Raw genomic sequence first — 24,781 nt, 5'->3', positions numbered from 1 at the left:
AACCGGCGCCCGACCCACCTGCGGCGCGAGGGCTGCCCCCCAATTGCCTGGCCAGCGCCAGGAAACCCAATGGCGCTTTCTGCTCGCCCCGCAGACGGCAGAAGAACCCGTTTCATGCGCGGGTTTCACCCGATACCCACCCACCACGCACCACAGCGTTCCAATACGTTCGCGTATGGCCGGGCTTTGCCCCGGCGCGCCGAACACGCGACAATGACGGGGTTCCGCAGCGCGCGCCCACCGGCGCGGTGTCACTCATCAGATCCGCAAGAGAGCCTCAGTCCCCCATGTCCAGCACGCCCAAGATTCTCTACACGCTCACCGATGAAGCCCCGTTCCTGGCCACCCAGTCGCTGCTGCCGATCGTCGAGGCGTACACCGCCACCGCCGGCATCGCCGTTGAAACCCGCGACATCTCGCTGTCCGGCCGCATCCTGGCGCTGTTCCCGGATTACCTGAAGGACGACCAGAAGGAAGTGGACCACCTGGCCGAACTGGGCCAGCTGGCGACCACCCCGGATGCCAACATCATCAAACTGCCCAACATCAGCGCCTCGGTGCCGCAGTTGAAGGCCGCCATCAAGGAACTGCAGGACCAGGGCTTCGCCCTGCCGAACTACCCGGACGTGCCCACCGACGACGTCTCGCGCGACATCAAGGCGCGCTACGACAAGGTCAAGGGCAGCGCGGTCAACCCGGTGCTGCGCGAAGGCAACTCCGACCGCCGTGCCCCGCTGTCGGTCAAGAACTATGCCCGCAAGCACCCGCACCGCATGGGCAAGTGGTCCACCGAATGCAAATCGCACGTGGCCCACATGGACGGCGGCGACTTCTACGGCAGTGAAAAGTCGGCCACGCTGGCCACCGCCGGCAGCCTGAAGATCGAACTGCGCAAGGCCGATGGCAGCAGCGTCGTGCTCAAGGACAAGACTGCGGTCAAGGCCGGTGAGATCGTCGATGCGGCGGTGATGAGCCGCAACGCACTGGCCAGCTTCGTACAGGCCCAGATCGCCGACGCCAAGGCCCGTGGCGTGCTGTTCTCGCTGCACCTGAAAGCGACCATGATGAAGGTCTCCGACCCGATCATGTTCGGCGTGGTGGTCGAAGAGTTCTACAAGGACGTGCTGGCCAAGCACGCCGACGTGCTCAAGCAGGCCGGTTTCGATCCCAACAACGGCATCGGCGACCTGTACGCGCGCCTGCCGCAGCTGCCCGAGGCGCTGCAGGAAACCATCAAGGCCGACCTGGCCGCCGAGTACGGCAAGCGCCCGGGCCTGGCCATGGTCAATTCCGACAAGGGCATCACCAACCTGCACGTGCCCAGCGACGTGATCGTCGATGCGTCGATGCCGGCGATGATCCGCGATTCGGGTGGCATGTGGAACGCCGACGGCAAGCTGCAGGACACCAAGGCGGTCATTCCGGACCGTTGCTATGCCGGTGTGTACCAGGCGGTGATCGATGACTGCCGCACCCACGGCGCGTTCGACCCGGCCACCATGGGCTCGGTGCCCAACGTCGGCCTGATGGCGCAGAAGGCCGAAGAGTACGGCTCGCACGACAAGACCTTCCAGATCCCGGCCGACGGTACCGTGCGCGTCACCGACGAGACCGGCAACGTGGTGTTCGAGCACGCCGTGCAGACCGGTGACATCTGGCGCATGTGCCAGACCAAGGACGCCCCGATCCAGGACTGGGTCAAGCTGGCCGTCAACCGCGCCCGCCTGAGCAGCACCCCGGCCGTGTTCTGGCTGGACGCCGCGCGCGCGCACGATGCGCAGGTGATCGCAAAGGTCGAGACCTACCTGAAGGACCACGACACCACCGGCCTGGACATCCGCATCCTGGCCCCGATCGAGGCCACCGCGTTCTCGCTGGACCGCATCCGCAAGGGTGAGGACACCATCTCGGTCACCGGCAACGTGCTGCGCGATTACCTCACCGACCTGTTCCCGATCATGGAACTGGGCACCAGTGCCAAGATGCTGTCGATCGTGCCGCTGATGGCCGGTGGTGGCCTGTTCGAGACCGGCGCGGGCGGTTCGGCGCCGAAGCATGTGCAGCAGTTCGTCGAAGAGGACTACCTGCGCTGGGATTCGCTGGGTGAGTTCCTGGCCCTGGCCGCCTCGCTGGAGCACCTCGGCAACCGTTACGACAATGCCGGTGCCAGCGTGCTGGCCAAGACCCTGGACCAGGCCAACGGCCAGTTCCTGGACAACGACAAGTCGCCGTCGCGCAAGCTCGGTGGCATCGACAACCGCGGCAGCCACTTCTACATCGCGCTGTACTGGGCCCAGGCCCTGGCCGCGCAGGACGACGATGCCGCACTGAAGGCACGCTTCGCCCCGCTGGCCAAGGCACTGGCCGACAACGAGCAGGCCATCATCGCCGAGCTGGTGGCGGTGCAGGGCAAGCCGGTGGACATCGGCGGTTACTACCGCCCGGACGTGGCCAAGGCCGCGGCGGCTATGCGCCCGAGTGCCACCTTCAACGGTGCACTGGCGGCTCTGTAAGCGATCATTCCGCCTGCCGTGTGATCGATAAAGACCCGCGCTTCGGCGCGGGTTTTTTATGCTTCCTCTCCCCTCCGTGGGAAAAGCACAACGCACGTTTGGGTGTGGGTCGGGCATCGGTACCCGCGTGTCGAGAACTCTGGCCGCCCACGGCAAACACCGGAGTGCGCCTGCGCGTTCCGCAAGCCGAGCCCCTTGGCGGTCGGCAGGCCCTTGGCAAAATAAAGGAGGAGGCCGTCGCCGCAGGCGTCGGCCGGGGGACATTTGCACAAGGACCTGCCGGCCGCCAAGGGGCACGCGGACGCTCACGCCATAGCCAAGCGAAACCCCCGCGCAAGCGGCTGTCGCCTTGTGAGTGAACCTCTCCCCTCACACCGGAGAAGACCTTTTTCTCAGCGCAGCAAAAGAAACTGTGACCTTCGTCGATCCCGATCTGCGCCGCACACGCGCGGGTGACCAACGTAAAGACGGCATGAAACTTGCTTGCCGCAAGGCGCGGCATCCCTTGCACCTACGCCGGGTTTCGTCCGTTCAATCTGTGCGATCCATCACTTCTGCCGCGTGAGCGTTGACATAGCCTATCGACGATCTTTACTGCAGTAAGTGTGATCTCTCACAACGCAGGGGAAGGCGATGGCCAGGGTGCTGGTGGTCGGATCGGATATCCAGGAGGAGAACGCCTTGCTGCAACGTCTGCGCGTCGCCGCCGCGTTGCCGGGCGATACCGTACGCAGCTGCCGCGACCTTGATGATTGCGACCTGCTGGTGATCAAGGACACTCCGGCCCTGCGCAACGCCGCCCTGCGGATGGTGCGCGAGCGACCGCGTATCCAGTTCTGGATCGAAGACCAGCAGGGACAGTTGCGCCACGGCCAGGGCGATGAGCACGCCGTGCTGGACGACCATGCCATCGAACACGCCTTGCGCCGCATGCCTGCCGGCCCGGCGCCGATCGAAGAGCCCTGTGCCGCCCGCGGCGCCAAAGCGATCACCCGTGCGCTGCGCGAGAGCCTGCAGTCCCGTCATGGGCATGGGCTGCTGGCAGTGGACGGCGAGCCGGTGCTGCTGCTCGACTTTGAACAGGACCAGTGGGTAGCGCCCGACGGCACGCCCGTTGGCGAACAGGCGATGATGCTGTCCGATACGTTCGAGCAGCTGGCCTTGCATGGCATTGCCGCCAAACGTTACCAACAACTGGCCGGTGAACAGCCGCGGCAGTCGCTGCGGCCGCTGTTGTGGCAGTGGGGTCAGCACCCGGCGCACTGGCGCGATCTGGACGCACGCCTCAAGCAGCACGCACGGGTGCGTCTGTTGCGCTGGCCGGATTTCCGCGTGCTCGGCCACCAGCACGACAGCTTCCGGCTGTGCTCGCTGCTGCTCAAGCGCGCCTGCAGCGTGGACGAGTGCGCATCGTTGCTGGAGATGCCCGCCGAGGCCGTGCGTGCCTTCGTGCACCCGGCCTACCTGTGCGGCTATGCCGCCATCGACGCGCCGGCCACGGCGGGTGGCGGGATACGGCCCGGTGCAGAGGGCGGCGGCCTGCTTGCCCGGATGTGGCGCAGCGTGCGCCAACGCGGCGGGGGCTGAGCGTGCGCGAATACAAGATCGTGGTGCTGGGCAGCATGGGCTGCGGCAAGTCGACCCTGGTCCGCGCGATCGCCGCTGGCGCGGTGATCAATACCGACGTCCACAACAGCGACCGCGCAGGCGCGGACAAGGCCTCGACCACGGTAGCGATGGATTACGCCGATATCGACCTGCCCAACGGCGACCGGCTGCGTCTTTATGGCACGCCGGGGCAGCAGCGTTTTGATTTCCTGTGGCCGATCCTGCTGCAGGGCGCCAGTGGCGTGGTGCTGCTGCTGGACGCCACGCGCGAGGCAGTGGCCGATGAACTGGGCACCTACCTGGCGGTGCTGCGGCAGCATGCCGCGCAGGTACCGGCGGTGATCGGTATCTCGCGGCTCGACCTCGCCCCGCAGTTCGACCTGGATGCCTGCGCGCGGCAGGCCGGGCACGAAGGGCGTTGGTTGCCGGTGGTGCCGGTCGATGCACGGGATCGCGAACAGGGACTGTGCCTGATGGACGTGCTGATGGGTGAAATGGAAGCCGGTGCATTGGTGGCCGCACATGGCTGATGGACACGATGCGCGTCATCTGGCCCCCGCATTGCGCGAGCGGCTTGGCTGGCACCTGCAGGCATTTGCCGATGACATCAACGGCGTGCGCAGCGTGGTGCTGGCCAGCGTCGATGGCTTTGCCCTGGTTCCGGCTGCCGGTACCCATGGCAATGGCGAACGGCTCGCGGCGATGACCAGCGCGATGCTGGCGTTGGCCGCGGCGGTGGGGCGAGAGCTGTCGCTGGGCGAACTGGAAGTACTGATGCTCGAAGCCGGCGAGGGCAAAGTGCTGATGCTGGCACTGCCTGCGGTGCCGCTGCCGCTGCTGTTGATGACCGCCTGCGATGCGCGCTGCGTGATCGGCAAGGTGCTGTGGAGTGCGAAGGAATGTGGCCGCAACATCATGGCCGAACTCAGCGGATCACGAGCCGATCCGCAGGGAATACCAGGGCTCGATAACCAACGGGGTGCAACATGGCAGGACTGGACGATACCTTGAACGCGCTGATGAGCATCGATGGTGCCCAGGCAGTGGCATTGGTCGATTACGAGAGCGGGATGCTGCTGGGGGAGGCGGGATCGGGGATGGACATGGAGGTCGCGGCCGCCGGCAACACCGAGGTGATCCGCGCGAAGATGAAGACGGCCGCCTCGCTCAACCTCAACGACACGATCGAGGACATCCTGATTTCGCTGGGCAAGGCGTACCACATCCTGCGTCCGGTCGCGCGCAAGAAGGGGCTGTTCCTGTACCTGGTGCTGGATCGCAACAAGTCCAACCTGGCCATGGCCCGGCGCAAGGTGCAGGACGTGGAAGCCGAGCTGGCGCTGTAAGCTTCCGCTCTGCCGCCGGTTGCCCGAGGAGGGCGACCGGCGGTGGCTTGTCCCATCATGCGTTGAAGGCCACCAACGGCTGCCGTATGGTGAAGGCAGGTCTTCCGGGTGTGTCCGCATGCGCGTTACCCAGTGTCGATACCGCTACGGCGGCGTGCTGCGATGAGCACGCTCGCAGCCGTGCTTGCGGCCCGCATCGGCGAGGGGTTCGAGGCTTACCTTGCGCGTTTTGCGGCGGTCACGCGGCGAGCGCGGGTGCGCTTTGAAACCCGCGACTGGGCCGGTGCCCGGCAGGACGCGGTGGAGCGTATCGGCCTGTACGACCTGTGCATCGCCGACACCGTGGATGCGCTGCGGCGTGCCGCCGGCGATGAGGTGGGCACCCGCGTGCTGTGGCAACAGGTACGCCAGGCCTATGCGGGGCGGCTCGAGGGCCTGCTGGACGCCGAGTTGTACAAGACCTTCTACAACACCCTGGCGCGGCGGCTGTTCGCTACCGAGGGCGTGGATGCGGCGGTAGAGTTCATGGCGATGGACGTGGAGCCCTCCGACGCGATTACCCATCCGGTGGCGCGGCACAGTTACACGCTGTCGGCGGCGCGTCCGGCCGAGGCGCTGCTGCGGGTGCTGGGCGATTACCGCTTCGAGGTGCCCTATGCGCACCAGCTGCGCTGCGCGGCGGCCATCGCGGTGCGGCTGCAGGATGACCTGGCCCACTGGGGCGATTATCCGGTGCGCAGCATCGAACTGCTCGACACGGTGTTCTACCGTGAGCGCCGCGCCTACCTGGTGGGCCGGGTGTTCGGGGAGCATCGCTTCTCGCCCTGCATCATTGCGCTGGTCAACGATGAGAACGGACTGCGGGCCGAAGCCGTGCTGACCCGGCGTCGCGATGTAGCGCACCTGTTTGGCGTGTCGCGCAGCTATTTCCAGGCCGACCTGGCCACGGTCGGCGATGCGGTGGTGTTCCTGCGCAGCCTGCTGCCGGCCAAGCCCATCGATGAGATCTACACCGTGCTGGGCCGGGCCAAGCAGGGCAAGACCGAGCGCTACCGGACCTTCTTCCGGCATTTCCAGGACCATCCGGGCGAGCAGCTGGTGCATGCCGACGGCACCCCGGGCATGGTCATGGCGGTGTTTACCCTGCCCAGCTATCCGCTGGTGTTCAAGCTGATCCGCGACCGCTTTGCGTGGCCCAAGACCCTGACCCGGCACCAGGTGGAAGAGAAGTACGCGCTGGTCTTCAACCTGGATCGCGTGGGCCGGTTGCTGGATGCGCAGCCTTACCGCGCGCTGCGTTTTCCAAGGGCGCGCTTCGCCCCCGCGCTGCGCGAGGAACTGCTCGCCCACTGCAGCAGCAGTGTCCGCGAAGAAGGCGATGAGCTGGTGATCGCGCTGTGCTACGTGCAGCGCCGCTTCCGCCCGCTCAACCTGTACCTGCGCGAGCAGAGTGCCGAGGCCCGGCGCAACGCGGCGCTGGACTACGCCCAGGCGATCACTGACATGGCGCGCAACAATATCTTTCCCGGCGACATGCTGCCCAAGAACTTCGGTGTGTCCCGGCACGGGCGGGCGGTGTTCTACGACTACGACGAACTGTGCCTGGTGGCTGACTGCAACTTCCGCGCCTGGCCGGCGCCGCGCAACGAGCAGGAAGCCCTGGCCGACGAACCCTGGTTCCAGATCGGCCCGCGGGATGTGTTTCCCGAACGCTTCTGGATGTTCATGGGCCTGCCGGCCGCCGAGCTGGCCGTCGTGCGCGAGCATTTCCGGCACCTGTTCGATCCCGGCTGGTGGCAGGGGTTGCAGGCGCGCTTCGCGGCGGGCGACTTCCCCGACACCCCTCCCTATGCCGCCAGCCATCGGCTGGCCTGATTGGCAGTGAAGGCCGGCCTGCGCTACGCTCGCTGACATCCACAAGGAGCGAGTGCGATGCGAACGATCCCAATTCTTGCGCTGGCGCTGGCCTTCAGCGGCGTCGGCATGACCGTCATCCCGGAGGCCGCCGCACAGAGTGCGCGTGCTGTGCGCGCGCAGGCCGAGGCCAGCATGGTGCTCACCGGCGTCATCGACATCGGTCCGGAAGGGCAGGTGGAATCCTTCCAGATGGACCACCGCGAAAAGGTCAACGATGCGCTGGTGGCATTCGTCGAGCGCGCGGTGCAGGGCTGGCGGTTCGAGCCGGTGATCGTCGAGGGCCGCGTGGTACGCGCACGCGCGCCGGTCAGCATCCGCCTGGGCGGCAAGAATCTCAACGACGAGACGATGGAGGTCACGCTGCTGGCCGCCAACTTCGACCGCTACGACCCCACGGCCACCGACAGCGTCACCCGGGTGAAGATAACGCCGCCGTCCTACCCCAAGAGTGTCTATTCAGTGGGCGGAAAAGGCCTGGTGCTGCTGCAGGTGCAGGTGGGGCGCGATGGCAGGGTGATCGACGTGGCCGCCGAGCAGGTCAACCTGAAAGTGATCGCCAACGAAGTGGAAATGCGCCGGATGCGTGATGCCCTGGCACGTACTTCGATCACGGCCGCGCGCAAGTGGACCTTCCGCATCCCGACCACGGGCAAGGACAAGGATGAAAGCAGCTGGACCGTGCGCATGCCGGTGAGCTTTGAGTTGCACGGCGAGGATATCCGCTACGGCATGTGGGATGCCTATATTCCCGGCCCACGCCAGCAGGCGCCGTGGCGTGCGGACAAGGCCCTGGCCGATGATGCCGCCGACCTGCTGCCGGCAGGTGGGGTGTACATGGCCGATGCCCAGTCCGGGCCGCGCCTGTTGACCCCGCTGGGCGGTTGAAGCGGCGAGCCATCGCGATGGCGGGGCGTGGCCCGGCCATCGGCGATGCGCGCCCCGGCCGGTGCCGCGATCAGCCCGGCTCGCGCCGCTCCGGTTCAGGATGCACCACGGTGCGGTCGCGGCCTTGTTCCTTGGCCATGTACAACGCTTTGTCGGCCAGCCGCAGCGCCTGCTGCGGGTCCTGGTGATAGCTGGGGTAGTGCGCCACGCCCAGCGAGACGGTCACCGAGCCGACCTCCTCGAACACTTCCGCGGCCACCTGCCGGCGCAGCCGTTCGGCGATCCGTGCAGCGCCGGCGGTATCGATGCCGGGCAGCAGGATCAGGAACTCTTCGCCGCCATTGCGGCACAGCAGGTCGGTATCGCGCGAGTCGTCGCGCATCAGCTGCGCGATACGCAGGATCACCGCATCGCCCACGGCATGCCCAAAGCGGTCGTTGATGGCCTTGAAGCGGTCGATGTCCAGCGCAATGATGCCGAACGGCTGCCCACGCGCCTGCCAGTCCTCCAGCCCCTGCTGCAGCCCGCGGCGGTTCTGCAGGCTGGTCAGCGGGTCGGTCATGGTGGCGCGGTTGAGTTTGCCGATGCGGTCCTGCAGCAGGTTGAAGCTGTACAGCAGCGCCTGTTTGAGATGGGCCACCTCGTAATACCAGGCGCGGATGCCGGTGACATGGCCGATGGCCAGGCCGGTGTCGCGGTTCTGTACGTTGCGGGCCAACTGCCACAGCGGCAGCGAGATGCGCCGGGCAAACCACCAGGTGACCAGCAGCGACAGCACGCCCAGCGGAATCGCATTCCAGATCACCGAGGACATCAGACGTGACAATGCGGCCAGCGTGGCGGTGGTCGGCCGCTGTGCGACCACGCCCCAGCCCACGATCGGAACCGGTGCATAGCCGGCGAGCATCATCACCCCGCGGCTGTTGCGCACCTGCTGGGCCCCCGAGTGGCCCTTGCTGACGGCCTGCACCGCCGGATTCTCCATCGCGAACTGGCCTACCCGGCTCGGCTCGAGGTGGTACAGGATGCGGCCGTGGCGGTCGACCACGTACAGGTAGGACCCATCGCGGTAATAGTGCCTGCCCAGCAGGGTCTGCAGGATGCTGCGTTCGCGCAGGTAGATGGTGCCGCTGACATAACCCTTGTACTGGCCCTGCGCGCTGAACACCGGGTGCGAGATGGCCACCAGCAGGCGGCCGGTCGCGGACTGGTAGGGGTCGCTGATGAACGGTACGCGGCGCGCCAGCGCTTCGGTGTTGCCGCGGCTGTTGAGCACCAGCCCCTGCAACGCCAGGCTCTGCGGTGAGGTGGCCAGCACGGTGCCGGCCGGATCGACGATCAGCACCGAGTTGAAGCTGTTGGTCTGCAGTTGCAGGCGGGCCGCTTCTGCTTCCAGTTCGGTGCGGTCATAGGCGCGCTGGCCCAGTGCAGTGGCACTGTAGGCCAGCTGCTGCTGCGCGGACTGGATGAAGTTCTGGGTGGTTTCGGCCAGCTTGCTGGCATAGACCCGGTTGGCTTCCAGTGTCGTGCTGATCAACTGCTCGCGCTGCACCCGGTAACTGGCGTGCAGCGTATTGGCGAGCGCGATGAGCGCGCTGAGCAGGGCCAGGCCAAGGATCAGCTTGCCCAGGTTGAGGCGGGTGGAAAACGGGCGCATGCGGTCGTCTTGACGGGCGGGTGCAGCGCCATCCGGGAGGCGGATGGAACGGCAACGGTGAAGCAATCAGGAGCGCACTGCGTGGTGTGGCGGCGGTGCAGCGGGGCTGCACCGGTTCGTCGACATCCCGCCCCCGGGCGAACTGCGGATCACGGCGGATTATCGCGGTTTCCAGGGTTCGGTGGGTGAACTGGCCCGATCCGGGTCGGTCAACGCTCCAACCGCTTTCGCAGCACCGCGCGTATCTGCGCCGCGCTGGCGCTGTCCAGCGGGCCCAGCACGCCGCGGGCGCCCACCGGGATATGCGCGGCGGTGTGCGCGTCGGCGTTGAACACGTAGTGGTCGAAGATCGAACGCCAGTGCGCGCGCTGTTCCGGGGGCAGGTCGCGCAGCGCCAGCACCGACAGCATCAGTGCGTTCATCGGTGCGTCCATCCACGCCGGTACCGGCCGCCACCAGTAGTTGACCAGCACGTTGAATGCCGCCAGCCCTTCCATGTGGTGCCACCACAGCGACGGGATGAATACCGCATCGCCGGGGCCAAGTTCAGCGACCTGCGCATGCGCGAGTGCCTCGGCGAAGCGCGGGAAGCGGTCCAGGTCGGGCGCGGCGAAATCCACCAGGCTCACCGCCTGCCCGGCCGGGGTGAAGTCCAGCGGCCCGATGTACAGGTTGTTGATCTGGTCCGGTGGGAACAGCGTGACGCGCCGTCGCCCCGCCGCCACGCAGGCCAGGTTGTCCGGTACGTCCTGGTGGGCGGCGATGCGGGAGCGGTTGCCGATCCAGATGCTGGCCAGGGGATCGTCCACCCCCAGTGCCAGCCCATTGGCCGTGCCGAACCCGGGCAGGAAGCTGTCCAGCGTGGTGGAGGCCACGTAGATGGTTGGCGGTGCCGCCTCGGCCTGGTACTTCAGCAATGTATCGAGTACCACCTTAAGCGCGATCTGCTCACGGCGGAAGTTGAAGCCGGTCAGGTCCGCGTTGTAGAAGATCCGCCCCTGTGCCTGCGGGGCGGCGGTGGTGGCGGTGACCGGCAGCTGGCCGTGGTCGAACTGCTTGAGGTGGGCAACGGCCGCCTCGGCCGACCCGCGTGCGGCGGCCACCATCGGCCAGTGCGCCACCAGCCCGCGGACCACCTTGGGCGTGGTCCAGCCGGGCAGCTGCGTGTGCAGCTGCGCCGGGTCCAGCCCATGTACTTCGTCGAGCTGGACGGCCATTGCGCCGATGCCCCTGCGGTCAGAACTTGTAGCGTACCCCGAACATGTAGCGCGGGCCGGTCTGGGTGGCGTAGCGCAGCATGTTGGTGTGGCGCGCATAGGTGCGCATGGTTTCGTCGGTCAGGTTGATCGCCTCCACGCTCACCGACAGCTGCTCGGTGAGCGCGTAGCTGATGTTGAGATCGAGCTGGCCGTAGGCGGCGGTGTAGTTCGGGTTGGGGCCCTGGCCACCGATGCCGTTGAGGAACTTGTCGCGCCAGTTGTAGGCCGCGCGCACCTGCCAGTTGTACTTCTCGTAGAACAGCACCAGGTTGGCCGAATCGCTCAGCCCGATCATCGGGTACTGGTCGCCCAGGCTGAGGTTGTCGAAGGTCAGCCCCGATTTCACCTTGGTGTAGTTGGCGGCCAAGCCGAAGCCGGTCTGGCCGAACAGCTGCTGCACGCTCAGTTCCCAGCCATCCAGATGGTCCGAGCGCTGGTTGGCGGGAAGCGTGATGTCGAACCCGGCAATGGGATCGCCCGGTTGGCCGACGATGCTGCCGGTCTGCTGCCCGGCCGAGTTGACCCCGGTCGAGGTGACGCCGGGATCGCCGGCGTGGTTGATGAGGATGTAATCGCGGATGCAGGGCATGTCGGTGCCAGCGCAGCCCGACGCCAGCGCCTGGTTCCAGTAGGCGCCACCGACGGGCGTATGCAGCGCGCCGGCGTCTTCGCGGACGATGGTGTTGCTGATGAAGTTCTTGATGTTCTTGCGGAAGAAGCCGACCGAGGCATAGCTGGACTCGTCGTAGTACCACTCCAGCGACAGGTCGAAGTTGTCCGACAGCAGCGGTTCCAGGGCCGGGTTGCCGCGCGAGCCGGTACCGCCCTGGGTACGCACGATGTTGTCCAGGTGCTGGCCACTGTCGATCTGGGTCCAGCCCGGGCGGCCGAGGCTGCGGCTGTAGCTGCCCCGCAGTGCCAGGGTCTCGCTCAGGTCCAGCTTGAGGTCGACGTTGGGCAGCACGTAATCGTACTTGCCCTTGCCGCCCACGAACGTGCCTTGGCTGGCATAGCCGATGTTGAACTCGTTGGCCGAATTCCAGCTGATGGCCGTGGGTACCTTGACCAGCGCCTGCGACTCCACCTCGGTCTGCTCGTAACGCACGCCGGCGGCGACGTGCAGCGGCATCGACCAGTCGAACGTGGTGCGGTACTGCAGGTAGGCGCTCTTGGAGGTTTCGGTGGTGCGGATGTCCTCGGTGTACTCGGTGGGCGCCAGGTAGCAGGTCGGGCAGGCCGGCTCGGTACCGTTGGGGACCTGGCCGGCACGTTCGCGCAGCCGATCGAAATCGAATACCAGGAACTGGCCGGTCAGGCGCGGATCGCTGTGCCCGGAGAACGATTTGAAGTACTTGGCCATGTCGTCGGCATACCAGATGCCGTCGTCATAGTCGGCCGGGCTGCCCACGCCCCCCCAGCTGTCGCGCTGCATGATCGCCGACGCCGAGCGGTTTTCCACCTTGGTGTGCCCCACGCCGAAATCCAGCGCCGAATAGTCGGCGAATTTGAACGTGCCGCGCCCCTGGTACTGCGCCACCTTGGACTTGTTGTAGCTGTTCTGGAACACCGAGCCGGTGACCAGCGCATCGGACGCCTGCACGCCACCGGGCGGCAGTGCGATGTTGATGATCGGCAGGTCGCCGCTGTAGTCCACGGTGGTCTTGCCGCGCACATAGGCAGCCACGCCCAGCACGCCGGCCGACCCGTACGGGCCGTCCGGCTTGGACTCGGCGGTGGAGTTGTGCGCGTCGAAGGACAGGCTGAGCGCGTCGTTGACTTCCCAGTCGACGTTGAAGCCCAACGAATCCATCGCATTCTTGGTGGCCAGCTTCATGCCGCCCATCGCCACGTCCGAGTTGACCATGTCCTCGCTGTAGATGATCGGCGCGGCCACCGGCCCATTGGTCCATATGCTGTCGCCGGGGCCGTAGTTGAACCACACCGACAGCTCGCTGCGCTGCTGCTGCACCTTGTTCTCGATGCGGGTGTAGTCCAGCGTGGTGGTGATGTTGTCGGCCGGCTTCCACTGCAGGGTGACCTGGCCGTTGGTGCGCTGGCGCTGCACGCCGTTGACGTTGTAGGCGGTGTTCTGCGGACGGGCGTAGATGTCCTCCGGGCCGGGGCGGTTCTGGATGCGGTCCGCATAGCCCTGGCCGGGCTGTGGCAGCACGCGCCAGTCATCGGTCTTGTTGCCCTGGAAGGTGGCCCAGCCTTCGGCCACGGTGGCCTGGTTGAAGCCCGAATCGCGCTCCTGGTGACTGGCGCTTAGCGCCACGCCGAAGCGGCCGTCGGCATAGGTCTGGCTGAAAATGCCCGACAGTTCGCCGGTGACGTTGGCGCCCTGCAGCGTGCGCGGCAGGTTGTCGTTGGAGCTGTCGTTGACCGCCTTCACCCCCAGGCTGATCACCGGCGCCGATTCCAGCGGGCGCAGCGTCTTGATGTTGATGGTGGCGCCGATGCCGCCGGTGGGATTGTCGGCGCGGGTGGTCTTGTACACCTCCACCGCCGAGATCGACTCGGAGGCGATGTTGGCGAAATCGAACGAACGCGAGCCCGACAGCCCACCGCCACCGTTGCCCAGGTTGGACGCCGGCATCTGGCGGCCGTTGAGCAGTACCAGGTTGAAGTCCGGGCCGATGCCGCGCACGGTCACCTTGGAGCCTTCACCGCTGGAGGTGCGGTCGATCGACACGCCGCTGATGCGCTGCAGCGATTCGGCCAGGTTGGTGTCGGGGAATTTGCCGATGTCCTCGGCCACGATCCCATCCACCACGCCCTGGCTGTCGCGCTTGAGGTTCATCGACGAGGTGAGGCTGCCGCGGATGCCGGTGACCTGCACCGCATCCAGCGTGGTGGGATCGGGGCTGTCGGTGCCGGCCGCAGCACCGGTGGATTCCTGCGCCCACGCCGGACCTGCCAGGGCAGCGAGCAGCGCGGTAGTCAGCATCGCCTTGCGGGGTACGACCTTGTACGTCTTCATGGAAGCTCCCTCCCCAGGGAATTTTGAAATGGCGGTTCGTCGTCGTTTGGGATCGTTCAACTGCACACGTGGGCGGATTGGGGGCCATGGTTGACAGCGTTGTCAACAAACGCTGCTCCACGGCCCCATCCGCTGCCCGCATACGCTGCACCGCAGCTGCCTCCAAACCGGTAGCCGGTGTGTCTGAAAGCACTGCAATGCAGGCACTACCGTGCAATTCATGCGGGACGTGATGGCTCTGTCCTGGCCGTCTCCATACGTTGTGCAGTGCAGAACGGAACTGCGCGAAACCTCGCCAAACAGCGTTTGCAGGGGATGACCGCTGCAATGACCGATTGTCTGACAGCGCTGGACAATCGAGGACGAAGCGGGTTCCATGTGTGGCCGCCGCGTGGCCGGCATTCCCAACATCAAGGACATGCAATGGACAACCCGGCCGCGGATCGCGGGCAACACGTACAAAGCAATCGCGTGGCGCTGGCGGTGGTGACCGCCATCTTCTTCATGTGGGGCTTCCTTACCTGCCTCAACGACATCCTGATTCCGCACCTGAAGGCCGCGTTCGCGTTGACCTGGGTGCAGGCGATGCTGGTGCAGTTCACCTTCTTCGGTGCGTACTTCCTGATGTCGCTGCCCGCCGGCCGGCTGGTGGCCGCGGTAGGCTACAAGCGTGGCATCGTCGCCGGGCTGGCCATCGCCGGGGTCGGCGCGCTGTTGTTCTGGCCGGCCGCGCAGCTGCATGTGTATGGGTTGTTCCTCGGCGCGTTGTTCGTGCTGGCCACCGGCATCACCGTGCTGCAGGTGGCGGCCAATCCGTACGTGGCGCTGCTGGGTCCAGAGCAGACCAGTTCCAGCCGGCTGACCCTGGCGCAGTCGATGAACGCACTCGGCACCACGCTGGCGCCGCTGTTTGGCGGCCTGCTGATCCTGTCGGCCGAGCCGAAGACGCCCGAGGCGCTGGCCCTGCTGCCGCAGGCCGAGGCGCTGGCCTACCGCGCTGCCGAGGCGCAGTCGGTACAGCTGCCGTACTTCGGCCTGGCGCTGGCCCTGTTCGCGCTGGCGGTGGCGTTCTGGATGTTCCGCCTGCCCACCATCGCCGGGGTCGAAGAAGGCGCCCGCGGGGGCCGGCTGCGCGACGCGCTGCGCCATCGCCACCTGTTCTACGGCGTGCTGGCGATCTTCTTCTACGTGGGGGCCGAGGTTTCCATCGGCAGCGTGCTGGTCAACTTCCTGTCGATGCCGGGCATTGGCGAAGGGCTGAGTGAGCAGGAAGCCACCCGCTATGTCTCCCTGTACTGGGGCGGCGCGCTGGTGGGCCGGCTGATCGGCACGGTGCTGCTGGCGCGGGTGGAACCGCGCCGGGTGCTGGGGGTGTTCGCGGTGATGGTGATGGCGCTGCTGGTGGTGACCATGCTGGGCAGCGGGTCGCTGGCCAAGTGGGCGGTGGTCAGCATCGGGCTGTTCAATTCGATCATGTTTCCGACCATCTTTGCGCTGGCGATCGCACGCCTGGGCAACCTGACCGGGCAGGGCTCCAGCCTGCTGGTGATGGCCATCGTGGGCGGTGCGGTGATTCCGCTGGCGATGGGCTGGCTGGCCGACCATCATGGCCTGCAGCTGTCGTTCCTGCTGCCGATGCTGTGCTACCTGTACATCGTCTTCTACGCTTGGCGCGGGTCGCGCCACGCCGCGTAAACGGTGCGCTCAGCGCCGACGAGGCGCCTGGGTGGATTCGCGCACCAGCACCGCATGGTCCACGGTGACCATGCGGCCGGCCCCGGGTGCGCGGATATGGTCGATCAGCTGTTCGGTGGCCAGCCGCCCCATTTCCGATGTCGGCTGGCGCACGGTGGTCAGCGCCGGGTAGATGTGCCCGGCGATCGGCGTGTCATCGAAGCCGCACACCGACAGGTCGCGCGGAATGCGCAGACCACGCTGGCCGGCCACGCGGAACACCGCGGCGGCCATGTCGTCGTTGGCCGCGAAGATCGCCGTGGGCGGCTCGGGGAGATCGAGCAGCGCATTGGCCGCTTCGATGCCCGATTCAAACGAGAACTGCCCGTTCACCACCAGTGCCGGGTCGTAGGCAATGCCGGCCTGCTTCAACGCCCGGCGGTAGCCGGCGTGGCGCCACTGGCACGCACCGTGCGCGCGCGGCCCCTTGATGTGGGCGATGCGGCGGTGTCCCTGCGCGACCAGGTGGTCGATCAGTTCGACCACGGCGGTGGTCTCGTCCATGCGCACGCCGATGCGACCTTCCGGATGCCGCGGGGCGATGCTGGCAAACGGGATGTCCTGCTCTTCCAGCCAGGACAGCACCACGGCATCGTCGGTGAGGGGCGGGATCAGCACCACGCCATCGGGCCGCGAATTCTCGAACAGCGCGGACAGATCCGGCAGCGTGCGCCGGCCGATGCCCACCGGCCCCAGGATCAGGTTGTAGTGGGTGGCGTGGCAGGCCTCCAGCATCCCGTTCTGGATTTCCATCAGGTAGTTGCGCGAGGGGTTGTTGTAGACCAGCGCCAGTGCGTAGGAGCGCTGCCCGGCCAGGCTGCGCGCGGACAGGTTGGGCTTGTAGCCCAGCCGCGCCACCGCCGCCCGCACGCGCTCGCGCGTTTCGGCGCGCACGTTGGGCTCGTTGTTGAGCACGCGGGAGACGGTCTTGATCGAAACGCCGGCCAGCGTAGCCACATCCTCGATTCGACTACGCATGGTGCGGTGGATCCTCTGGGTGGGCAGGGCGGCAGATGCCGATGGTAGTGCGGGGATGTCATGACGAGGTTGCCGATGCAGGCGGATGTTGCCATGCCAGGACCACCCGTGGCGCGTCCGTGTTTTTCGTGCGGCATTGCAACACCCGCAGCGTTGATCGTGCGCAGCGGTGGGGGGCAACGCCAGTGTCGGCGGGACCGGCGTCGCCCCGTGTGCCCTGATCGGTTGACACCGCTGCCGTGGCTTTGTATGACAGCGCTGTCAGACAGGGGTGCTGAAACGATCCAAACGGTGTCTCTTCCACACGGCCGCGCGCTGCGCATGCCGCTGGGCACCTGCAGCGCCCATCCCGATCGCGCGTCCTTCCGGAGGTAGATGTCAGTGAACCGCCCCACCATGACCCTGTTGGGCAGCTGCCTGCTGCTGGCCCTCGCCGCCCCGCTTGCCGCCGCCCCGGCCACCACCGCGCCGCTGAAGGACTGGCCGCGGGTGACCAGCGCGATCGGGCGCGATGCCGCCCTCGAAGCGCGCATCCAGCAGATCCTGGCGCAGATGACCCTCGCGCAGAAGGTCGGGCAGATGACCCAGCCGGAGATCAAGATGATCACCCCGGCGCAGGTGCGCCAGTACTACATCGGCTCGGTGCTCAACGGCGGTGGCTCATGGCCCGGCATGAACAAGCACGCCCGTGTGGCCGACTGGTTGGCGCTGGCCGATGCCTACCGGGCTGCCTCGCTGGCCACCGATGCGGCCACGCCGATCCCGGTGATCTGGGGCACCGATGCGGTGCACGGGCACAACAACGTCCACGGCGCCACGCTGTTCCCGCACAACATCGGGCTGGGGGCGGCCGGCGACGCCGAGCTGATCGAACGCATTGGCGAGGCCACCGCGCGCGCTACCCGCGCCACCGGCATCGACTGGGTGTTCGCGCCTACCCTGGCGGTGGCGCATGACCCGCGCTGGGGCCGCACCTACGAGAGTTTTTCCTCGGACCCTGCGTTGGTACGCGCGTATGCGAGCGCCTACGTGAAAGGCGCGCAAGGCCGGTTTGCCGACGACGGCAACGTGGTGGTCACCGCCAAGCACTACATCGGCGACGGGGCCACCGACAACGGCCGCGACCAGGGCGAGGCGCTGGTGGACCGCGCGCGCATGATCAACGTGCATGGCCAGGGCTACTACGGCGCCTTCGAGCAGGGCGCGCAGACCGTGATGGCCTCGTTCAACAGCTGGAACGACCGTGCCGGCAAGGTCGACTACGGCAAGATGCACGGCAGCAAGGCACTGCTCACCGACGCGCTGAAAGACAAGATGGGCTTTGACGGTTTCGTCGTTTCCGACTGGAACGGCATCGCCCAGGTGCCCGGCTGCCGCAATGACAGCTGCGCGCAGGCGATCAACGCCGGCATCGACATGGTGATGGTGCCCGATGACTGGAAGGCGTTCATCGCCAACACCATGGCGCAGGTGGACAGTGGCGAGATTCCGCTGGCGCGCATCGACGACGCGGTGACGCGCATCCTGCGGGTGAAGCTGCGTGCCGGCCTGTTCGCGCACAAGCCATCGGACAGCCGTTACGCCGGCGACGACACGGCCGTGCAGCACCGTGAACTGGCCCGCCGCGCAGTGAGCGAATCGCTGGTGCTGCTGAAGAACGATGCCCAGGCGTTGCCCCTGCGGCGCGATGCACGGGTGATGGTGGTCGGCGGCAGTGCCGACAACCTGTCCAACCAGGCCGGTGGCTGGTCGCTGACCTGGCAGGGCACCGACAACACCAACGCCGACTTCCCCAACGCCGATTCGGTGCTGGGGGCATTGCGCGCCGAACTGGGTCCGCAGCAGGTGGCCTACAGCGCCGACGCCGCCGCACTGGATGGCGCGCAGTTCGACGTGGTAGTGGCGGTGATCGGCGAGACCCCGTATGCCGAAACCAACGGCGACATCCTGCATTCGGACAGCGTCAGCCACAGCCGTACCGACCCGCAGGACCTGGCGGTGCTGCGCGCTGCCCACGCCACCGGCAAGCCGGTGGTGACCGTGTATTTCTCCGGCCGCCCGATGTACACCAACGACCTGCTCAACCTGTCGCAGGCGTTCGTGGCGGCGTGGTTGCCGGGTACCGAGGGCAAGGGCATCAGCGACGTGCTGGTGGCGGGCAAGGACGGCAAACCCGCGCGCGACTTCCGCGGGCGGCTGAGCTTCCCCTGGCCGGGCGTACCGTGCCCGGCGCCGCTCGACCAGCCCGATCCGAAACGGCCGGCGCTGTTCAAGCTCGGCTATGGGTTGGGCTATGCGGCTCCGGCCACCGTCGCGCGGTTACCCGAGGCCAATCCGGACAACTGCGGCGAAGTGACCACGCTGCCGATCTTCAACCGCGCCGACGTCGCCCCATTCGGGTTGCACGTCGCCGCCGGTGGTGCCACCCAACCGCTGGGCAACGACCTCAACGCTACGCTGCGCTGGCCGGCGGCGGCACCGGTGGTGCAGGTGCGTACCGTGCAGGTGAACACCCAGCAGGATGCCAAGCAGGTGACCTGGCTGGCCCCGGCGCAGCTGATCGCGCGCAGCAGTTCACGGCGCAACCTGGGCGCGCTGGCGCGCAACCACGGCGCGTTGCAGTTCGATGTGCAACTGGTGCATGCGCCGGCATCGCCGGTGATGGTAACCATGCAGTGCGGCACCGGCTGCGAGGGCGGGGTGGATATCGCGCCGCTGCTGGCCACGCTGGCGCCGGGGCAGAAGCAGACCCTGACGGTGCCGCTGGCGTGTTTTGCCAAACACGGCGTGGACCTGGGCGCGGTGGAAGCTCCGTTCGTGGTGAGTGCCGATAAACCATTCGCAGCAGCTTTCACCCAGGTGCGCGTGGCCGTGAACAGTGACACGGCCGAGGGCGCAGTGCGCTGCCCATAACCCCGCGTCCCGGTAGGTGCCGACCGTTGGTCGGCACGCTGTTGGCGGTCAACCTGCATCGTGAGCATCGGCACCGTGCGGACCAACGGTCCGCACCTACCCAGAACGCAGAAGGCCCCGCAGTGCGGGGCCTTCTGTTGTTCACCTGAACCGCTGGGATCAGCGCTTCATCGAACCGAAGAACTCGTCGTTGGACTTGGTGTTCTTCATCTTGTCGAGCAGGAATTCCATCGCGGCCATTTCATCCATCGGATGCAGCAGCTTGCGCAGGATCCAGATCTTCTGCAGCAGTTCCGGTTCGATCAGCAGGTCTTCGCGGCGGGTGCCGGAACGGTTGATGTCGATGGCCGGGAACACGCGCTTTTCAGAGATGCGGCGGCTCAGGTGCACTTCGCTGTTGCCGGTGCCCTTGAACTCTTCGTAGATCACCTCGTCCATCTTGCTGCCGGTGTCGACCAGCGCGGTGGCGATGATGGTCAGGCTGCCGCCTTCCTCCACGTTGCGCGCCGCGCCGAAGAAGCGCTTCGGGCGGTGCAGGGCGTTGGCGTCCACACCACCGGTGAGTACCTTGCCGGAGCTGGGCACCACGTTGTTGTAGGCGCGCGCCAGGCGGGTGATCGAGTCGAGCAGGATCACCACGTCCTTCTTGTGTTCGACCAGGCGCTTGGCCCGCTCGATCACCATTTCAGCGACCTGCACGTGGCGGGCGGCCGGTTCGTCGAAGGTGGAGCTGATGACTTCGCCGCGCACGGTGCGCTGCATTTCAGTCACTTCTTCCGGGCGCTCGTCGATCAGCAGCACGATCAGGTGCACGTCCGGATGGTTGGTGGTGATCGCCGTGGCCACCTGCTGCATCATCATCGTCTTGCCGGCCTTGGGCTGGGACACGATCAGCGAACGCTGACCCTTGCCCTGCGGTGCCATCAGGTCGAGGATGCGGCCGGTGATGTCTTCGGACGACCCGTTGCCGCGTTCCAGGGTGAAGCGCTTGCGCGGGAACAACGGGGTCAGGTTCTCGAACAGCACCTTGTTCTTGGACGCTTCCAGCGGCTCACCGTTGATGGTGTCCACGATCGACAGCGCGAAGTAGCGCTCGCCGTCCTTCGGGAAGCGGATGCGGCCGGACAGGTGGTCGCCGGTACGCAGGTTGAAGCGGCGGATCTGGCTGGGCGAAATGTAGGTATCGTCCGGGCCGGCCAGGTAGCTGGCTTCGGCCGCGCGCAGGAAACCAAAGCCGTCCGGCAGGATTTCCAGCACGCCGTCGGCGGCTACGCCGTCGCCATGGCGGGTCAGCACCTTGAGCAGGGCGAAGATCACGTCCTGCTTGCGGGCGCGGGCCACGCCTTCGGAGATCTGCAGCTGGTCGGCAATGTCGAGCAGCTTCTGCGCCGGCATGCGCTTGAGGTCGCTCAGCGAATAGACCGGGAAGCCCTCGGGCACGTTGGCCTGCTGGCTGCGCACGAACGGCTGCTGTTCGCCATTGTCCTGCGGCATGCCGTCATCGGGATAGCGTTCGCCGCCCCGCGGACGGTCGCGACGATTACGGAAACGGTCGCGGCGGTTGCCCTGGCCCTGGCCTTGATTCTGGCCTTGGTTCTGGCCCTGGCCCTGCTGGTACGGGTTCTGCCCGCCCTTGGCCGGGTTGTTGCCGTTGTTGTTCTGGCGCTGGCCACCGTCGCCGGTGTCCTGCTGCGCGCCGCCCTGGGCGGACGAGGCATCGCCGGCCGGCGCGGACGGTGCCTGCTGCTGCGGTGCCGATGAAGCGGCAACCGGCGCCGGCGCGGCAGGCGCGGCAGCCAGAGGCAGGGCGGGTTGGGAGGGAGGAGAACCTGCGTCGGCAGCGGTGTTGGCGGCGGCCTTGGCAACGCGCGGCTTGCGCACGCGCTTCTCGGCGGGCGCGTCGGCGCTCCCGGGTTCGGAAGTAGTGATATCGGACAAGTGCTGGATTCCTCGCTAGAAGGTGCGAGCGCCCGGCAGGGCAGCGAACGTTGGGAAAGGATTCTGGAAAGAACGTCGTCCAGAAGATGCGGCGCGCGAATGCGGCCGGATGTTGCCGACACTACCACCGGCTCGCGGCGGCGCGCAAGCCGGGTGGGGCAGGGTCATTCATGCGGGCGAAGGCCCGCGGGGCAGCCGACCCAGGCCGGCTGCCTGCTGGAATCAGGCCAGGGCCTTGTCCAGCATGCCGGCCAGCTGTGCCTTGCCGACCGCGCCGATCTGCTGCGCCTGGACTTCGCCGTCCTTGAACACCAGCAGCATCGGGATCGAGCGCACGTGGTACTTGGCGGCCAGCGCGCGGTTCTGATCCACGTTGACCTTGGCGATCTTGGCGCGGCCGTTGTAGGCGTCGGCCAGTTCGTCCAGGGCCGGGGCGATCATCTTGCAGGGACCACACCATTCGGCCCAGAAATCAACCAGGACCGGTTCCTTGGAATTCAGCACGGTGCTATCGAAGTCGGCATCGCCGACATGTACAACCTTGTCGCTCATCTTGGTCTCTCATCTGGAAATGCACCCGGCAGGGCCGGAGGGAGGTTGAAGTTGGGCGCCACCCACCGGTGCCGTCCGCGTCTGCTGCCTCGTGGCCGCGAAGGCGGCCAGCGGTGCGCCAGGTTGGATGCCTGGTCGCTCACGGCGGGCAGTGTACCCCTATCGTCGTGGGCGGACAGAGGCAGGCTGGAAAGAAGCCTCCTGTCGTTGGCATCCCCTGTTGCACGGGCCGCTGGTCATGAGATGTGGGGTCCGCGCGGCTGTATCCAGCCCTGCCGGGGTGGCTGTTCAACTGCCGGCAGGCGCGGTGAACGCGGTGAAAACGCGCCCTCGGGCCGCGGCGGCGAGGGTCCGGCTGGGGCCAGGGGTTGGTGTCTCGTGGGTGTTTGAGACCGTTGCCGCCGGTTTGGCGCCGACATTGCGCTAAACTGGGGCATTGTGCGGCGCCCGATGACCCGATGGGTCCGGCCTCGCCGATCCCGGCGCAGGGCCCGCAATGGCGACGGTGCCCCCAAGATTGCAAGCCTCCCGTGCAGCGTTGCCGGGCCGGCCTTACCAAGACGGACTCATGAGCGACAAACCGCTGACCGATTTGACCTTCTCCTCCTTCGAGCTGCATCCGTCCCTGCAGGCGGGCCTTGAAGGCGCTGGTTTCACCCGTTGCACGCCGATCCAGGCGCTGACCCTGCCGGTGGCATTGCCCGGCGGCGATGTCGCTGGCCAGGCCCAGACCGGCACCGGCAAAACGCTGGCGTTCCTGGTCGCGGTGGTGAACCGCCTGCTGACCCGCCCGGCGCTGGCCGACCGCAAGCCGGAGGATCCGCGCGCGCTGATCCTGGCCCCGACCCGCGAGCTGGCCATCCAGATCCACAAGGATGCGGTCAAGTTCGGTTCGGACCTGGGCCTGCGCTTCGCGCTGGTCTACGGCGGGGTGGATTACGACAAGCAGCGCGAGATCCTGCAGCAGGGCGTGGACGTGATCATCGCCACCCCGGGCCGCCTGATCGACTACGTCAAGCAGCACAAGGTGGTCTCGCTGCACGCCTGCGAAATCTGCGTGCTCGACGAAGCCGACCGCATGTTCGACCTGGGCTTCATCAAGGACATCCGCTTCCTGCTGCGGCGCATGCCCGAGCGCACCGCGCGCCAGACCCTGCTGTTCAGCGCCACGCTCAGCCACCGCGTGCTGGAGCTGGCCTACGAGCACATGAACGAGCCGCAGAAGCTGGTGGTGGAGAGCGAGTCGATCACCGCCGCCCGCGTGCGCCAGCGCATCTACTTCCCCGCCGACGAAGAGAAGATTCCGCTGCTGCTGGGCCTGCTGTCGCGCAGCGAAGGCGCGCGCACCATGGTGTTCGTCAACACCAAGGTATTCGTCGAGCGCGTGGCGCGTTCGCTGGAACGGGCTGGTTACCGCGTGGGCGTGTTGTCCGGCGACGTACCGCAGAAGAAGCGCGAGAGCCTGCTCAACCGCTTCCAGAAGGGCCAGCTGGAAATCCTGGTGGCCACCGACGTGGCCGCGCGCGGCCTGCACATCGACGGCATCAAGTACGTCTACAACTACGACCTGCCCTTCGATGCGGAAGACTACGTGCACCGCATCGGCCGTACCGCCCGGCTGGGCGAGGAAGGCGATGCGATCAGCTTCGCCTGCGAGCGCTACGCGATGGGCCTGCCGGATATCGAGGCCTACATCGAGCAGAAGATCCCGGTGGAAGCGGTCACCAGCGAAATCCTGACCTCGCTGCCGCGCGCCGAGCGCGCACCGCCGGCCGAAGGCGAAGAGGTCGACGAAGACCAGAACGAAAGCGTCGGCCAGATTTTCCGCGAGGCGCGCGAAGCGCGTGCCGCCGAGGAAGAGCGCCGTGGTGGTGGCAGTGGTCGCGGCGGCAAGCCGTCGTCCGGTGGCCGTGGCGAACGCCGCGGTCCGGGCGAGCGCAGTGGCGCCACCGGTGCCGATGGCAAGCCGCGTCGTGAGCGCAAGCCGCGCGTGGAAGGCGAGGCAGCGGTCGCCGCGCTGGCCGAGGGCGGCGAAGCCGCGCCGGCCACTCCGGTGGCCCAGCCGCCGCGTGCCGAAGGCGCGCCGGATACCGCCGTGGAAGGCGAGCGCGCCCCGCGCAAGCGCCGTCGTCGTCGCCACGGCCGTCCGGTCGAGGGTGCCGAAGGCGCCGCGCAGCCGGTGACCCCGGTGCAGGTCACCGCCAAGCCGATGCGCAGCACGGCGCCGGCCGCCGACCCGAGCGCGTCGTTCCTGACCCGCATTGGTCGCAAGATCCGCCGGATGCTGTCAGGCAGCTGATCGGGTACCCCGATCAGCGGGTAGCACCCGACCGTTGGTCGGGTGGCTCCACCGACGTGCCGACCCACGGTCGGCACCTGCCGTGGCATCGCCGATCAGACCGGTGCATCGCCGATCAACCGGTAGCACCCGACCGTTGGTCGGGTGGCTCCACCGACGTGCCAACCCACGGACGGCACCTGCCACCTGCACGCCGCCGCAC

The 24,781-nt window shown here is 67.1% G+C and carries 15 protein-coding genes and 1 pseudogene; 10 read left to right on the top strand and 6 right to left on the bottom strand.

Features of this window, described 5'->3' with window-relative positions; genetic code table 11:
- Nucleotides 1-287 precede the first annotated feature (287 nt).
- From AC3IR9_RS18955 to AC3IR9_RS18925, 7 genes and pseudogenes are all read left to right on the top strand, one after another.
- Nucleotides 288-2,513 carry an NADP-dependent isocitrate dehydrogenase gene (locus tag AC3IR9_RS18955; RefSeq protein WP_489292697.1) on the top strand — a complete coding sequence of 742 codons (2,226 nt, stop codon included), beginning with the start codon at nucleotides 288-290 and terminating at the stop codon, nucleotides 2,511-2,513.
- 633 nt (nucleotides 2,514-3,146) lie between these two features.
- Nucleotides 3,147-4,100 (top strand): hypothetical protein, encoded by a 954-nt coding sequence (locus AC3IR9_RS18950; protein ID WP_489292696.1) that lies wholly within the window; start codon nucleotides 3,147-3,149, stop codon nucleotides 4,098-4,100.
- 2 nt (nucleotides 4,101-4,102) lie between these two features.
- Nucleotides 4,103-4,651: a GTP-binding protein gene (locus AC3IR9_RS18945; protein ID WP_489292694.1), complete on the top strand. Its 549-nt coding sequence runs from the start codon at nucleotides 4,103-4,105 to the stop codon at nucleotides 4,649-4,651.
- Nucleotides 4,644-5,057 (top strand): annotated as a pseudogene (locus AC3IR9_RS18940) (roadblock/LC7 domain-containing protein); the annotation flags it as partial. The gene AC3IR9_RS18945 and the pseudogene AC3IR9_RS18940, both read left to right, overlap by 8 nt.
- A 50-nt stretch (nucleotides 5,058-5,107) precedes the next feature.
- Nucleotides 5,108-5,467, top strand: a complete 360-nt coding sequence (locus AC3IR9_RS18935; protein WP_489292692.1) for a hypothetical protein — start codon at nucleotides 5,108-5,110, stop codon at nucleotides 5,465-5,467.
- A gap of 162 nt (nucleotides 5,468-5,629) precedes the next feature.
- Nucleotides 5,630-7,342: a bifunctional isocitrate dehydrogenase kinase/phosphatase gene (gene aceK / locus AC3IR9_RS18930; protein WP_489292691.1), complete on the top strand. Its 1,713-nt coding sequence runs from the start codon at nucleotides 5,630-5,632 to the stop codon at nucleotides 7,340-7,342.
- A 57-nt stretch (nucleotides 7,343-7,399) separates the two neighbouring features.
- Nucleotides 7,400-8,269, top strand: a complete 870-nt coding sequence (locus AC3IR9_RS18925; protein WP_489292689.1) for an energy transducer TonB — start codon at nucleotides 7,400-7,402, stop codon at nucleotides 8,267-8,269.
- 70 nt (nucleotides 8,270-8,339) lie between these two features.
- Here AC3IR9_RS18925 and AC3IR9_RS18920 read toward each other — a convergent pair whose 3' ends face one another.
- The 3 genes from AC3IR9_RS18920 to AC3IR9_RS18910 form a co-directional block, all read right to left on the bottom strand.
- Complete coding sequence (locus tag AC3IR9_RS18920) at nucleotides 8,340-9,926, bottom strand: GGDEF domain-containing protein (protein WP_489292688.1); 1,587 nt, start codon at nucleotides 9,924-9,926, stop codon at nucleotides 8,340-8,342.
- 209 nt (nucleotides 9,927-10,135) lie between these two features.
- Nucleotides 10,136-11,143, bottom strand: a complete 1,008-nt coding sequence (locus tag AC3IR9_RS18915; protein WP_489292687.1) for a cupin-like domain-containing protein — start codon at nucleotides 11,141-11,143, stop codon at nucleotides 10,136-10,138.
- 19 nt (nucleotides 11,144-11,162) lie between these two features.
- On the bottom strand, nucleotides 11,163-14,165 hold the full coding sequence (locus AC3IR9_RS18910) for a TonB-dependent receptor (RefSeq protein WP_489292686.1): 3,003 nt from the start codon (nucleotides 14,163-14,165) through the stop codon (nucleotides 11,163-11,165).
- A gap of 423 nt (nucleotides 14,166-14,588) precedes the next feature.
- Between AC3IR9_RS18910 and AC3IR9_RS18905 the strand changes: the two genes are divergently transcribed.
- Entirely contained in the window at nucleotides 14,589-15,860 is a 1,272-nt protein-coding gene (locus AC3IR9_RS18905; RefSeq protein WP_489292684.1) for a sugar MFS transporter, read from the top strand.
- A 9-nt stretch (nucleotides 15,861-15,869) separates the two neighbouring features.
- Here the strand turns inward: AC3IR9_RS18905 and AC3IR9_RS18900 are convergent, their stop codons facing one another.
- Nucleotides 15,870-16,877, bottom strand: a complete 1,008-nt coding sequence (locus AC3IR9_RS18900) for a LacI family DNA-binding transcriptional regulator (protein ID WP_489292682.1) — start codon at nucleotides 16,875-16,877, stop codon at nucleotides 15,870-15,872.
- A gap of 381 nt (nucleotides 16,878-17,258) precedes the next feature.
- Between AC3IR9_RS18900 and AC3IR9_RS18895 the strand changes: the two genes are divergently transcribed.
- A complete protein-coding gene (locus tag AC3IR9_RS18895) occupies nucleotides 17,259-19,790 on the top strand; it encodes a glycoside hydrolase family 3 protein (RefSeq protein ID WP_489292680.1) in 2,532 nt (843 codons plus the stop codon).
- Between the two features lie 159 nt (nucleotides 19,791-19,949).
- Here the strand turns inward: AC3IR9_RS18895 and rho are convergent, their stop codons facing one another.
- Together rho and trxA are read right to left on the bottom strand one after the other, a co-directional pair.
- Nucleotides 19,950-21,728, bottom strand: a complete 1,779-nt coding sequence (gene rho, locus AC3IR9_RS18890) for a transcription termination factor Rho (RefSeq protein ID WP_489292678.1) — start codon at nucleotides 21,726-21,728, stop codon at nucleotides 19,950-19,952.
- Nucleotides 21,729-21,950: 222 nt separating this feature from the next.
- On the bottom strand, nucleotides 21,951-22,280 hold the full coding sequence (gene trxA, locus AC3IR9_RS18885; protein WP_136004572.1) for a thioredoxin TrxA: 330 nt from the start codon (nucleotides 22,278-22,280) through the stop codon (nucleotides 21,951-21,953).
- Nucleotides 22,281-22,848: 568 nt separating this feature from the next.
- Here trxA and rhlB point away from each other — a divergent pair.
- Nucleotides 22,849-24,579: an ATP-dependent RNA helicase RhlB gene (gene rhlB / locus AC3IR9_RS18880; RefSeq protein ID WP_489292677.1), complete on the top strand. Its 1,731-nt coding sequence runs from the start codon at nucleotides 22,849-22,851 to the stop codon at nucleotides 24,577-24,579.
- Nucleotides 24,580-24,781: the final 202 nt, after the last annotated feature.

Source organism: Stenotrophomonas sp. GL_101 (assembly GCF_057835675.1).
This window is presented reverse-complemented; position numbering and strand designations above follow the sequence as displayed.